The sequence below is a fragment of the Methylacidiphilum kamchatkense Kam1 genome, from assembly GCF_007475525.1.
In the GTDB taxonomy this organism is placed as follows: domain Bacteria; phylum Verrucomicrobiota; class Verrucomicrobiia; order Methylacidiphilales; family Methylacidiphilaceae; genus Methylacidiphilum; species Methylacidiphilum kamchatkense.
This window is the reverse complement of record NZ_CP037899.1, coordinates 84,858-97,475: the sequence shown is the minus strand read 5'-3', so window position 1 is coordinate 97,475 and position 12,618 is coordinate 84,858. Positions and strand designations below refer to the sequence as shown.

The window sequence follows — 12,618 nt, the reverse complement described above, 5'->3', positions numbered from 1 at the left end:
GATCTTTTTGTTTTGAAATAACACGTAACGGATAGATCTTTAAAAAGAAAACAACAAGAGCAAACCTTTCTCACAACCATGCCCAACGATTTTCTTTCTACCGCTATTGAAACGGCACTGGAAGCTGGAGATTTTCTTCGGCGTCATTTCGGAACTGATATAAAAATAGCTGAAAAATTCTCTCATGATATTAAGATTGAACTTGATAATCTTGCCCAAGAAAAAATCATTGCATCCATTCTAAAAGATTATCCTGATCATCAAATTATTGGCGAAGAAGGATCCATAGGTTCTAAAGACTCTGAAATATGTTGGATTGTCGATCCCCTTGATGGAACGGTTAACTTTACTTATGGGATCCCTCACTTTTGTATTTCCATAGCGGTTCAAAAAAGAGGGGAAACGATTGCTGGCGTCATATACGATCCAATTAGAGAAGAACTTTTCACGGCGAGTGAGCCTGGTTATCCAAAACTTAACGGAAAAGTAATTAAATCTAGTCAAAGATCTTTTCTTTCAGAATCAGTTGGAGTGATCGGTTTTTCTCGGACAAAAGAAACCATTGCTAAAGCCACAGACCTGTTTTTTAATCTCGTTCCAAAAGTCAGAAAAATCCGATTTACAGGATCGGCTGCGCTAGATCTTGCATATGTAGCTTGTGGCAGATTGGATTTTTACATAGAGCAACAAATTCAAATTTGGGATATTGCTGCAGGCATTCTGCTTGTAGAAAAGTCAGGAGGCAAAATTATGACAAAACCTATTATTGAAGGAAAAACTTTTTCCCTCAAAGCAACTAATGGATCATTGAATCTCGATTTTGTAACTTTTGATTAATTTGGTTTTCTATGTCTTTACAGATTGCATGCACGCTGAGTATCCAGCTTCTTTTTTTGCTTCTATGCTTTAAGACATATGGAGGCATTCCTTTCAAAGAAGACACACAATTTAGTGTTCTGCAAATCATCCATGGTGCAGGCTTTCCACCCAGAAAACAAAGAGTATTTGTTGATGACAAGAAAATGAGGCTAGAGCTGCTGGAAGAAGAAAAGGAAAATGTCATGATTTACAGATCCGATCTAGGCGTCATTTATAGCCTCATGCCCAATCGGAAACTTTGTTTTGTCATCCCATATTCGCAAGAACTGAAAGAGAAAGACCCTATAGCCTCTAATACCCTTAGCAATATTACTCCAGAAGGAACAGAAACCCTGAATGAGGTCGTTTGCGATAAATTTGAAGTGGTCGGGTCTTTTGGGAAAGCTTTCCTTTGGATTAGTAAAGAAAATCGTTCACCCCTCCGTCTTAGCAGCGAAGATGGGAAAAATGTTGTAGAGTGGATTAATTACCAAAAAGGGCCACAACCGCCAGAATTATTCGATCCACCCAAAGACTATCAAATCATTGATATGAGCAAAAACATTCCTAAAAAATCGAATCAATCTCCTCCTCCTCCCCTGCCTCGTTAGATTCCTACCCACATATCTTTCCTCTCAATACTTGAAAAGAGAAAAGCTAAGAGCCCTTAGAACGAAATTGCTCATTCAGAACAAAACTCTACACAAACAAGAATGAAGGAGTCTTTTGCGCAAAAGCAAAGAAGATTCCCCTTTTATTGGTCTTTTTGAGGGAGGCGCATAGAGAGCATCTTATTGACAAATTTGATTGCTATAAAAACACTCAAGCAAATAATAAAGAATTGCACGATGGCATTAATGAAAAGCCCATAATGAATAGCTACTTCAGGAATGGTTTTGCCCAAAGCGTCCTTGCGTATGGGGACTAAGACCAACTGGAGATTTTTAAAATCGACTCCCCCTATAAGCACTCCAAGTGGAGGCATGATAATATCGTTTACAAAAGAACTAACGATTTGATTAAAAGCCGTCCCGACAACAACCCCCACTGCCATATCTATTGCATTGCCTTTGAAAGCAAATTCTTTAAATTCTTTCAGAAAGCTTTGCATAAGTCCTTTTTATTCTTTAGCTTAGTCTAGCCTAATCCTAATTCTTTTTAGACATTTTATCCAATGCTTCTTTTAATATTTTTTGAAAAACTTTCTTATCGACTTTTTCCAAAGCAAAAGGGTTATCTTCTTTTTCTCCGTTTAAGAGAAACAGCAACTTTTGACAACCTTGCGCAATAATAGATTGATGATCAAAGGCAAGGAGGGGTAATTGATTTAATGGGAAAAAACACGCTTTTTTGGCATCATCCCCAGCAGTTGGTTTGAGATTCTCAAAAGGCATCACTAATAAAAAGGCTATACTTATGACTCTACCTCGAGGATCTCTGCCAGGTTTCCCAAACGCACCAATTTGAACTATTCGTGAGGGGCTTATGTTTGTTTCTTCCTTAAGTTCTCGTAAGGCTGCTTCTTCCAAATCCTCATTTTCCTCAACAAAACCTCCTGGCAGAGCCCACATGCCTTGAAAAGGTGGATTTCGCCTTTGAATAAGTAGTAGATGCAAGCTATCAGGCATAAATCCGATGACAACACAGTCTGTTGTCAGTGCAAATCGAGGTATTTCTGGACGTAGCCCTAAGTGTTGCATCCCAGAAGACGAATCGATTGGGGTCATTTCACAATGTGTCCTTCTCCTCTAGCTTCATCAAGGGGATTTTGCTTTGGTCAAAAGGTTTTGCATGGATATTTAAAGAGAACCCAGCCCCCCGCTCCATAGCCATTAGTTCGGAGCTACCTACACCCTACGTTTTTAGAATCTACATAGACATTATGTTTGTAGGACTAAGCTTTCTAGCAAGTTTTCTCCGTAAATCATTTCTAGTGTATTATGCATCAATCTAGTTTCATAAGTAGCCAATGGCCAGGGGTTGTTTTTTTTAAATGGATCAGAGCATATTTTCCTTTTAATCTTTTTCCGTGAAGAACAAAAAGAATTTTATCCTCTCCCCATTCTACTGGCTCATATTCTCCCTGATCCCATATAATTACTGTTCCGGCTCCATATTCGCCTTGAGGAATCTTTCCTTCAAATCCAATATAATCCAGTGGATGGTCTTCTACCTGAATCGCTAGCCTTTTTTCACCAGACAATGGTAAACTTTTAGGAACTGCCCAGCTTTTAAGCACTCCATCTTTTTCAAGTCTCAAATCATAATGATGGCGGCGCGCATAATGCTCCTGGATTACAAATCTATTCATGTATCTATTTTATCGAAATAAAACTATAAGATCTTGGATCTTTGCTTTTTATTCCTAAAAACCTTGACTTTTTTTGCGCTTTTCCTATCAATTTGCAGAATGAAAAACCTATTTAAATTAAGTTCTATTCTTTTTGTTTCCCTCTCTTTAATTTCTGTTTCTTCTTTGTATGCTTCACAAGCCATCGAAATTGCAAAAAAGAAAGTCAAATGTGGCTGTGCAGATAAGTGTGCAAAGAAAGAAGATTGTGCGGTACACAAGGGAAAAGATTGTGATTGCTCATAGCCTTCTTCCATTCTTGCCTTCAATCCCGCAATAAAGAAGCCTCTCGAGAGGAACAAGCGACATATTTATTGCAATTACAACATCTAAGGAGGATCGGAAAAAATTATATCCGATCCTTAATAAGCTTTTGTTATTTTTACTTGCAATGGCTGGATAAAGAATGCAATCTTGCTTCCTTTTCTTTTCGAAGATGATTCTGAAACTAAAGGACAGATTCTTCTACAACTTCTATCTACCATTAGACAGCTAGTGGTTTCTTTATATCACCATTTATCCGCCGCTACTAATCTGGATTGACTCTGGGTACTCTCCAGAGGTTCCTCTCTGCTTCGGATTGCAAAGGATTATACACAAATCTTCCAAAAAATCTTCTTCCTATTTCCCCTTGGCTTCTTTAGTCGTTTGAATGGCTATCTTAGTTATTCCCTGTTTTCTGATCAAATCTAATACAGCCGTTACTTTTTCAAACGTTGCCTTGCAATCCCCGTTGAGAAAAACTCTTGGATCTGCCTCTTGATTTTTTAATTCCATAATTTTTGCTGGTAAAGATTCTATGGTAACTTGCTCTTTATTAAAATAAATGTCTCCTTTATCAGTAATGGTAATGGTAGTTTCTTTTTCTTTCCTTTCGATAGAAGATGAGCTCTTTGCAAACGGCAAATTAACGGTTTGACCTTCGTTTTTAATCATTGCTAAGGAAACCATCATAAACGTAGCTAGCAAAAAAAACATTACATCAATAAAAGGAATGATTTCTAGTCTAGGTCTTTTTCTTCTAGGAGATACTATTTGCATAGTTCAATGTGCAAAAAAGATAGCAACTTGTTGCCTTTATGGCAACACCGAAGAACTGGATTGAATTTTGGAATTGGAAATTCCTTCCAAAGAAGAAGGATTCCCAATGGTAGGTCTGCTAGCTGTCCCCTCTGCCTCCTCTTGCCCTCTTAAAAGCAAGACAAGACGCGTAGAAGCTTCTTCTATTCTTCTTCTTGCTCTATCCATTCGAGCATTGAAAAAATTTAAAGGAATGATAGCTACAATGGCTACGGCAAGACCAAAGCTAACAGCAATCAAAGACTCGGCAACACCTCCCGTAATAGCAGCTTGTTTTCCGGCAATCTCTCCAGAGCCCACAATACTAAATGCATGCATCATCCCAGTAACCGTTCCTAAAAGCCCCAATAACGGTCCTAGAGTTACTGCTGTATCAAGGACAACGAGCCCCTTATTAAACCTTTCCAACTGCTCGCTGGCAGCTTCAAGCAGAGCATCTTCTAAGGCTCCATCTTTATGCTTCAACCCTTCTTGTAAGACTTTGAGAACGTAATCTTTGTTTTTTTCAGCTATAGCTAATGCCTCTTCATATCTTCCATGCCCAACAAGTTCTAGGAATTTCGTCACTAGCTTGCGTTTTCTATTGCGACTTATTTCAATCAGAAAAAGCAATCTCTCGAATATGACAGCGAGAGTTATAACGGATAGGGCCAGAATTGGCCACATGATTGGTCCGCCTTTTAAAAAAAATTGAATCATAAGCAATTATATATTTCTAAAAAAAAATAGAAGAAATGTTCTCAAGAAAAATATAGTTTTCTAAAATAAATCAAGTCTTTTATATCGTCTTCCACCAAATCCTTGCCCAAAAGCCTATATTATTTAATACAGAATCAATAGACAGTCAAATATGCCCATTACGTATTTCTTTTTGATAATAGAAAAAAAACATGGTTTAGTCTTATTGGTTTTTCAAAAAAAAAAAGACCAACAAAGCTACTTATTTTCTGCCAAGGATAATGCCAATAGCAATACCCACCAATAATGAAATTCCTATCGATTGATAAGGATTTTTCCGAATAATTTCATCTGTAGTTTTGGCTCTTTCTTTTGCTTTATCGACAAGCCAATCTTCTGAATTGCTTAAGTAATCTCTTAAAGAATTTAATTTGGTGTTTAGCCTGTCAATGGCATCCTTTGTTTTTTCTCCAATATCACCAGCAGTCGTTTTGAGGAGAATATCAGCATCATGAAGTACAGCTTTGATATCATTAACTAGTTTTTCCCTGGTTACAAATTCATTCATCATTTTTCTCCTGTTCTAATTGTTGTGAAAAAACAATAGCACATACCAAGGCAAATTGACAAGATTTCGCATATAAATTGCTTGGTATTATCATTACTTTTTTTAAAACATTTTCTTATTCCCTTATTTCTGACAAAACTATATTGTAGAGTCTTAACTGCTATGACGCTCCCAAATTGCCAGAAGAAAATATGTTGGTAGCCAAATCTCACAAGCTTTTGGCTGTTACCAGCATAAAATCCACTAATTGACTCCTTGCCTACCCTCCCCCAAAGGGATAAATATTGTTTTAATTACTAGCATTTGAGATCTTATGCAGCTTTTTTACAGCCGAAAGCTTTTTTTAGATGCGAGCCTTTTCAGTAACCTTTTTGGATTGGCTAATGGAATGCTTTTCAAGGTATATATAGATAACTGGATAAATAATCAACTCCAATAAGGCGGAGGTAATAACTCCTCCAACCATAGGGGCGGCGATCCGTTTCATTACATCCGCTCCTGTTTCTTGACTCCATAAAATAGGCAGAAGGCCAAAAAGAATTGCACAAACAGTCATTATTTTGGGTCTTATTCTTCCTGCTGCTCCTTCCTTAACGGCATCTAAAAGATCGGCCATCGATCCCATTTTCCCCGTTTTCTTTGCTTCCATGAAAGCATGATCAAGATAAAGTAGCATAATAACACCGGTTTCTGCATCGATTCCCGCTAGAGCAATCAAACCAACAGCAACTGCCACACTCAAATTATAATTAAGGAGATAAATGAACCAAAACGCCCCCACTAGAGAAAAAGGAAAAGCAAGAAGCACTATAAGAGTTTTCTTTAAAGAATGGGTATTAAAATAGATCAGGACAAAAATGATAAACAAAGTCAAAGGAATAAGTAGTGAAAATTTAGCTTTCGCTCGAAGAAAATATTCATAAGAACCGGCCCATTCAATGTAATAACCAGGTGGAAATGAGATTGTTGTCCCAATTTTTTGTCCCGCCTTTTTAATATATCCCACTAAATCCTTCGCAGGCGTATCAACAAAAACAAAATTCACCAGTTGCGCATTTTCACTTCTAACAAGTGGGGGCCTTGACTATAACGAATGTCTGTTACTTCACCTAATGGAATTTGTGAGGAAGCAATAACCATTGTTGGATTACCAGCCATTTGCCTCTGTAATGAGGCTTGAGGCGGCAGTGGGACAAGAATCCTTGAAAGAGAAGCCACGTCTTTTCTAAAATCTCTATGGTATCTGACATTTACAGGGTAGCGCTCTCTACCTTCGATGGTGGTCGTCACCGTATTCCCTCCAATGGCTCCCTCAATCGTTTGGTTGACATCTTCGACAGTCAGTCCGTAACGGGCAAGTTTATCTCGGCGCACAATGATATCGATGTAATTTCCACCCTCAATTCTTTCTGCATAAGCACTCCTTGTTTCAGGCATCTCTAGTAAGACTTTTTCGATTTGTTCCCCAAGCCTATTCAACTCCTCAAGATCCTTGCCAAAAATTTTAATCCCCAAAACGGAGCGAAACCCTGTGGTCAGCATTTGAATTCGTGTTTGAATGGGCATCCAGAACACATTCGCCACCCCAGGGAAATGGAGTTTCTGATTCATTTCAGCAATCAACTTATCCCAATTCATTCCTTTTCTCCATTTATCTTTAGGTTTTAAGTTGACGATCGTTTCAGTCATTGAAAGAGGAGCCGGATCGGTGGCTGTATCTGCCTGTCCTGATTTACCAAAAACCGATTCCACTTCTGGAAATGTCATTAGATAACGATCCTGAAGATTGAGAAATCTCTCCGCTTCAGAAATACTTATTCCAGGAACAGCTGTCGGCATATAAAGGATTGTTCCTTCGTTTAAAGGAGGCATGAACTCTGCGCCCAATCTGGATAATGGATAATAAGTAGAGAGAAGAATCAGTAGAGCCAGAATCAAAACAATAGCTCTATGTTTAAGAGCTTGTTCAAGAACGGGCTTATAGAGAAAAAAAAGGAACCGGTTGATAGGATTTTTTTGTTCAGGAATGATTTTGCCTCGGATAAAGCTGTTCATAAGAGCTGGAACAAGAGTGATAGAGAGGAGAGAGGCAAAAAACATGGAAAAGGTTTTTGTAAAAGCAAGTGGCTTAAATAATCTGCCTTCTTGAGCCTCCAAAGCAAAGATTGGCAAAAAGGAAACAGTAATTACAAGAAGAGAGAAAAAAAGGGGTCTGCCTACATTTTGAGACGCTTTCAGTAGCAACTCCTTTCGGATTATCCCCTGGGGATCGTTGCCGGTCAATATCCTATATTCTTCAAGAGAACGATGCGCATTCTCCACCATGATGATGGCTGCATCAATCATGGCTCCTATGGCAATGGCTATGCCACCCAAAGACATAATATTGGCTGTCAAATGGAAATTAGAAAAAGGGATAAATGATAAGATAACAGCGGCTGGCAACATAAAAATAGGAATCAATGAGCTACGCAGATGCCATAAAAAAACAACGCAGACGGCACTAACGATAAGGCATTCTTCAAAAAGCTTTTTTTTCAATGTTTCAATAGATTTGTAAATTAGTTCGGATCGATCATACACGGGCACCAATTTGACTCCTTGAGGGAAAGAAGGTTCTAGACTCTTGATTTTTTTCTTTATTCCATTAATCACCTGGAGAGCATTCTCACCATATCGCATGATGACTATACCCCCGACAGCTTCTCCAATGCCGTTATAATCAGTGACACCAAAACGAATATCTCCTCCAATCGTCAAGTCTCCCAACTGACTTACCACAACAGGAATACCCTGCCTGTCTCTTTTTACGACCACCTGACTGATATCTTCTAAATTCCTGAAATACCCCTTGCCTCGTATATAAAATTCGACTGTAGAAACCTCTAGGCTTTTCCCTCCCACATCTTGATTGCTCTTCTGTATTGCCTGAACAACCTCATCAAAACGGATCCCATAGGCCAAAAGCTTATTAGGATCGATATTTACTTGATATTGTCTAACATACCCACCAAAACTGGCGATTTCCGAAACTCCATGAACGGTAGAGAGAGCATACCGTAACGTCCAATCCTGAAAAGAACGAAGTTCAGAGAGGGTATGCTTGCCCGATGTATCTAGGAGAACATACTCATAAATCCAGCCTACTCCCGTCGCATCGGGGCCTAATGTCGGATTGACATTGGCGGGAAGAGAGGATCGAACCGAGTTCAAATATTCAAGAACCCGCGATCTTGCCCAGTAAAGATCTGTTCCATCTTCGAAGATCACATAGACAAAAGACTTACCAAACATCGACTCTCCCCTTACGAATTTGACTTTCGGAGCGGAAATAAAACGAGTTGAAATCGGATAGGTTATTTGATCCTCAACAAGAGTAGGACTTCTCCCAGGCCATTCAGTATAAACAATCACTTGAACGTCAGAAAGATCAGGAATGGCATCCAGAGGCACGTGCGCTACCGAATAAAGCCCAAGACAAAGGCTAAAGAAAACAAATAGGAGAACCACAAATGGATTTTCTCCACTCCAAAGAATAATCCGGCTGATCATTGGTATTTACATTCCTGGCATCCCATGCATATGATGCATATGGGAAGGAGGCATCGGTTGGTATTCTTTTTTCTCTCCTGATTCTCTTTTATGATAATGGTCGCTGCTCCATATTTTTAAGGCTCCCTGAACCCTGGCTTCTGCATCGATTAAAAAATTAGCACTACTGACCACTCGATCCCCCTCTTTTAGTCCCCCTCGGACAATATAATAGCCTTCTATTTTATCCCCAATTTCCACAAATTTTGGCTCCAAGTGGCCTCCTCCATGATCGAGAAAAACTACGTAGCGTTCTCCTGTGGGTATCACCGCATCTTCAGCTACAGCAAGTCTAGTTCCAAAATCTATTGTCGTTTTAAAATCAGCGTACATTCCTGGATGCAGAATATGATGGGGGTTAGGCAGAACAACCCTCACTTGCAATCGGCGAGTCTCTTCAACAAAATGAGGTTGGATAAAATCAATTTTGGCTTCGAATGTTTTTTCAGGCAGAGCAGGGAAACTTATCAGACAAGGAAGACCAATCGAAATATATCGAGCCTGATCTTCTGGTAGTTCAGCCAAAATCCACACATTTTGCAGATCAACGATCTTGAGTAGGGACTGACCGGCTGTAAAATACATCCCTTCGTAAACATTTTTTTCATGGATATGCCCATCTATAGGAGAACGGAGTTCAAAGGTTCCACGAATACCCTTTGCTGTTCGCACATCGTTGACAGACATTGACCAAGCATACTTTTCAAGCTCCCTAATTTGATCCTCATTAAGATCCCAAACTCGCAGCCTAGCACGAATGTGATAAAATTGTTGGTCGAGCAGTATCGGATTATCTTTTTTTACTAAAAGGCTCCTCCGCCATGCTCTGTAAGCCTTTATATAATCCATCTGCGCCTGAACCCAATCCTGGCTTAATATAGTGGCCAGTGTTTCTCCCTTGGAAAAATGCTTGCCCACATAGTTGGCATTCAATTTGATAATATACCCATTGCCCGCCTTAACGTTAATATCGTAGATTTTTGACTCGTTGATTGAAACAATGGCGGGGGCATTAATTTCAAGTTTCAACTTTCGGACTTGTACCTCCTCGGTCCTTACTCCAATAGCCTGAAGCCTTTCTGGAGGAATAAAAAAGGGAGAGGCTTCCGGGGTTTCTTTTGGAATCTTTTGCTCAGCTTTTGTTTCAAAACTGGAAGCATAGACGGGCACCAGGTCCATTGAACAAATAGGGCATTTTCCTGGGGTTTTTGATTTGACGCTGGGGTGCATCGTGCAGGTATAATAGAGAACTTCTCCCTTTTTTTCTTCTGCTTGAATGGTGCAGAGAAAAAACCAAAAAAGAAAGAAAGGCTGCCAAAGAAAAATAAGAAATTCTGCCAACCTTTTCTTTTGACCATGACCAAGAATGTCTTACTGTAGAACAACTATTCTCACAAACAAAGAAATTATTCTTTACAACTCATTTTCCCCAAACATACCCTTTTGCCTGCTTGAAATGGAAAGAGGAGGCCCAAGAATTTCAGCTAAGATCACTACTTTTCTTAAATTACTAGCTTCTTTGAGAAGTGCTACCAGCTCTTTTTTAGAAATCCCTTTTTTCACTAGTTTCTTTTCCTCATAAGAAAAAATATCCCAGTTCTCTTTTGTCCCCATTATTTCCCTTGGAAGGGATGCTTCTTTCTGCGATGTTCTTACTTTCTCTGACTCTGAAAAAATGACAGGCAACTCTGTTTCTACCGACAGGGGTATGGATACCTTGGTACTTTCTTCGTTTGTTGCCATAGAAGCGTGTTGTTTTTCCTCTGATGGCTGCTTCTCTTTTTCCCAAGGAAAAGGAACACGGCTAGAGGAAGTCTTGTTTTTCCTCCCTCTTCTCAATCCATAGAAGACCTGTAAAGCAACAAGAAGGAGAAAAAAGAGGAAAGGGACGAAGTCTTTCATAAGCCGTTTGAGAAGTAATCTTAAGGGGAAGTTGTAGAAGATGTTTCTCCAGAAATGCTCTCTCGCATTTGAGTATCCGCTTGAAGGTTACGTAACCTATAATAATCCATCACTCCAAGATAGCCTTTTCTAAGAGCTTCAGAAATGGCCATGGGGATCTGAGACTCAGCTTCCACCACTTTGGCTCTCATCTCTTCGACTTTAGCTTTCATTTCCTGTTCAAGAGCTACAGCGGCCGCTCTTCTGACTTCTGCTTTTGCCTGCGCTACCCTTTTATCTGCTTCTGCCTGCTCGGCTTGAAGTTTTGCTCCTACATTATCGCCTATAATTACTTCGGCAATATCTATTGATAAGATCTCAAAAGCTGTCCCAGAATCCAATCCTTTCTGAAGCACGATTTTTGATATCCGATCAGGATGTTCTAATACTTCCTTGTAGGTATTAGCCATTCCTATGGTCGTCACTATGCCTTCTCCTACTCGAGCAATAATGGTTTCTTCCGTTGCCCCTCCTACAAACCTTTCCAAATTTGTTCTAACGGTCACCCGAGCTTTGGCTTTTACGGTTATTCCATCCTTAGCTACTCCTGCAATGTAGGTTGGCCCTCCAACTTGGAAAGGACAATCGATTACTTTAGGATTAACGCTTGTGCGAACAGCCTCAAACACACTTTTCCCGGTCCCTATGGTTGCTAGATCAATGGCACAGGCCCTGTTGAATGTTAAGGGTATCCCCGCCCTATCCGCTGCTACCAACGCTCTTACGACATGCTCCACATTACCGCCTGCCAAATAATGGGATTCTAATTGAGCTGTGGAAATAGATAGACCTGAACGGACCGCGGTGATTCTTGTGTTAACAATCAACGAGGGAGGAATTCCTCTAAGCCTCATAGCAACGAGATTCAGTAAGCTGACAGCAGCTCCTGTAATCATTGCCTTTATCCACAACCCAATAAAATTGAATAGGATCGCTGCAACAATCAGCAGAACAATGAGCAAAAAAACAATCAAAATCCAGCTTATCACACAATCCCCTTGTTTATTGTTTAAACAGGCTTAGTATCAATAAGGAAAAAAGCTATTCAGTATTTAAGAAAAAAAACTATTCAGTATTTATAGCTCTTACAATTGCTTTCCCTTCCTTGATTCCTACAACTTTTATCTTCACTCCTTCTTCAATATATCCTGTTTCAGATACTGCCTCTACTCTTTTTGAATCTATGCGAACAAAACCATGCGGCTTGCATGGAGACTCGCATCTGCCTTCTTTTCCTAGATACAAATTGGCCTCATTGCCTTCTTCTTCCTTATTGGTCACCAAAAGCTCCATCTTCTTTTTTAGGCCAGTCTTGGGGAAAATTACGATCCACAACCAAAAGATTAAGAGCAAGACAATAAGTTCAACCCCAAATACTGTTAATCCTCCCATTAGACCATAAAAGACAAAACCTAAGACGATAGCTGATAACAACAAAGAAGAACCTAACAATGCCAGAACATAGCCTGGGAAAAAAGATTCAATGAATAGCCCAAGACCGCCCGTAATGATCAATATCAAAAGCAAGAGTTTCACCGCATGACTTCGGTTA

Annotated in this window: 13 protein-coding genes and 1 pseudogene; 3 read left to right on the top strand and 11 right to left on the bottom strand. The window is 39.6% G+C overall.

What is annotated here, in order from left to right:
* Nucleotides 1–78 precede the first annotated feature (78 nt).
* Nucleotides 79–837 (top strand): inositol monophosphatase family protein, encoded by a 759-nt coding sequence (locus tag kam1_RS00465; protein ID WP_039722137.1) that lies wholly within the window; start codon nt 79–81, stop codon nt 835–837.
* Between the two features lie 11 nt (nt 838–848).
* Entirely contained in the window at nt 849–1,469 is a 621-nt protein-coding gene (locus kam1_RS00460; protein WP_039722136.1) for a hypothetical protein, read from the top strand.
* 143 nt (nt 1,470–1,612) lie between these two features.
* On the opposite strand, the gene mscL is transcribed toward kam1_RS00460, so the two are convergent.
* The 3 genes from mscL to kam1_RS00445 form a co-directional block, all read right to left on the bottom strand.
* Nucleotides 1,613–1,969: a large conductance mechanosensitive channel protein MscL gene (gene mscL, locus kam1_RS00455; protein ID WP_052250554.1), complete on the bottom strand. Its 357-nt coding sequence runs from the start codon at nt 1,967–1,969 to the stop codon at nt 1,613–1,615.
* Nucleotides 1,970–2,006: 37 nt separating this feature from the next.
* The gene (locus tag kam1_RS00450; protein ID WP_079254296.1) at nt 2,007–2,585 is read right to left on the bottom strand and encodes an NUDIX domain-containing protein; all 579 of its coding nucleotides are present in this window, start codon (nt 2,583–2,585) and stop codon (nt 2,007–2,009) included.
* Nucleotides 2,586–2,803: 218 nt separating this feature from the next.
* Nucleotides 2,804–3,169: a DNA polymerase ligase N-terminal domain-containing protein gene (locus kam1_RS00445; protein WP_039722135.1), complete on the bottom strand. Its 366-nt coding sequence runs from the start codon at nt 3,167–3,169 to the stop codon at nt 2,804–2,806.
* Between the two features lie 99 nt (nt 3,170–3,268).
* On the opposite strand from kam1_RS00445, the gene kam1_RS00440 reads away from it, so the two are divergent.
* On the top strand, nt 3,269–3,454 hold the full coding sequence (locus kam1_RS00440; RefSeq protein WP_143958144.1) for a hypothetical protein: 186 nt from the start codon (nt 3,269–3,271) through the stop codon (nt 3,452–3,454).
* 375 nt (nt 3,455–3,829) lie between these two features.
* Here kam1_RS00440 and kam1_RS00435 read toward each other — a convergent pair whose 3' ends face one another.
* The 8 genes and pseudogenes from kam1_RS00435 to kam1_RS00400 form a co-directional block, all read right to left on the bottom strand.
* Entirely contained in the window at nt 3,830–4,249 is a 420-nt protein-coding gene (locus kam1_RS00435; protein WP_143958143.1) for an ExbD/TolR family protein, read from the bottom strand.
* A 36-nt stretch (nt 4,250–4,285) separates the two neighbouring features.
* On the bottom strand, nt 4,286–4,954 hold the full coding sequence (locus kam1_RS00430; RefSeq protein WP_235277683.1) for a MotA/TolQ/ExbB proton channel family protein: 669 nt from the start codon (nt 4,952–4,954) through the stop codon (nt 4,286–4,288).
* A 274-nt stretch (nt 4,955–5,228) separates the two neighbouring features.
* Nucleotides 5,229–5,537, bottom strand: coding sequence for a DUF883 family protein (locus kam1_RS00425; RefSeq protein ID WP_039722131.1), 309 nt, complete (start codon nt 5,535–5,537; stop codon nt 5,229–5,231).
* Between the two features lie 340 nt (nt 5,538–5,877).
* A pseudogene (locus tag kam1_RS00420) lies at nt 5,878–9,086 on the bottom strand (efflux RND transporter permease subunit).
* A gap of 6 nt (nt 9,087–9,092) precedes the next feature.
* A complete protein-coding gene (locus tag kam1_RS00415; protein ID WP_143958142.1) occupies nt 9,093–10,466 on the bottom strand; it encodes an efflux RND transporter periplasmic adaptor subunit in 1,374 nt (457 codons plus the stop codon).
* Between the two features lie 72 nt (nt 10,467–10,538).
* Nucleotides 10,539–11,027: a hypothetical protein gene (locus kam1_RS00410; RefSeq protein WP_039722129.1), complete on the bottom strand. Its 489-nt coding sequence runs from the start codon at nt 11,025–11,027 to the stop codon at nt 10,539–10,541.
* Between the two features lie 20 nt (nt 11,028–11,047).
* Nucleotides 11,048–12,055: a flotillin-like protein FloA gene (gene floA / locus kam1_RS00405; protein WP_039722128.1), complete on the bottom strand. Its 1,008-nt coding sequence runs from the start codon at nt 12,053–12,055 to the stop codon at nt 11,048–11,050.
* A 76-nt stretch (nt 12,056–12,131) separates the two neighbouring features.
* Nucleotides 12,132–12,602: an NfeD family protein gene (locus kam1_RS00400; protein ID WP_039722127.1), complete on the bottom strand. Its 471-nt coding sequence runs from the start codon at nt 12,600–12,602 to the stop codon at nt 12,132–12,134.
* Nucleotides 12,603–12,618: the final 16 nt, after the last annotated feature.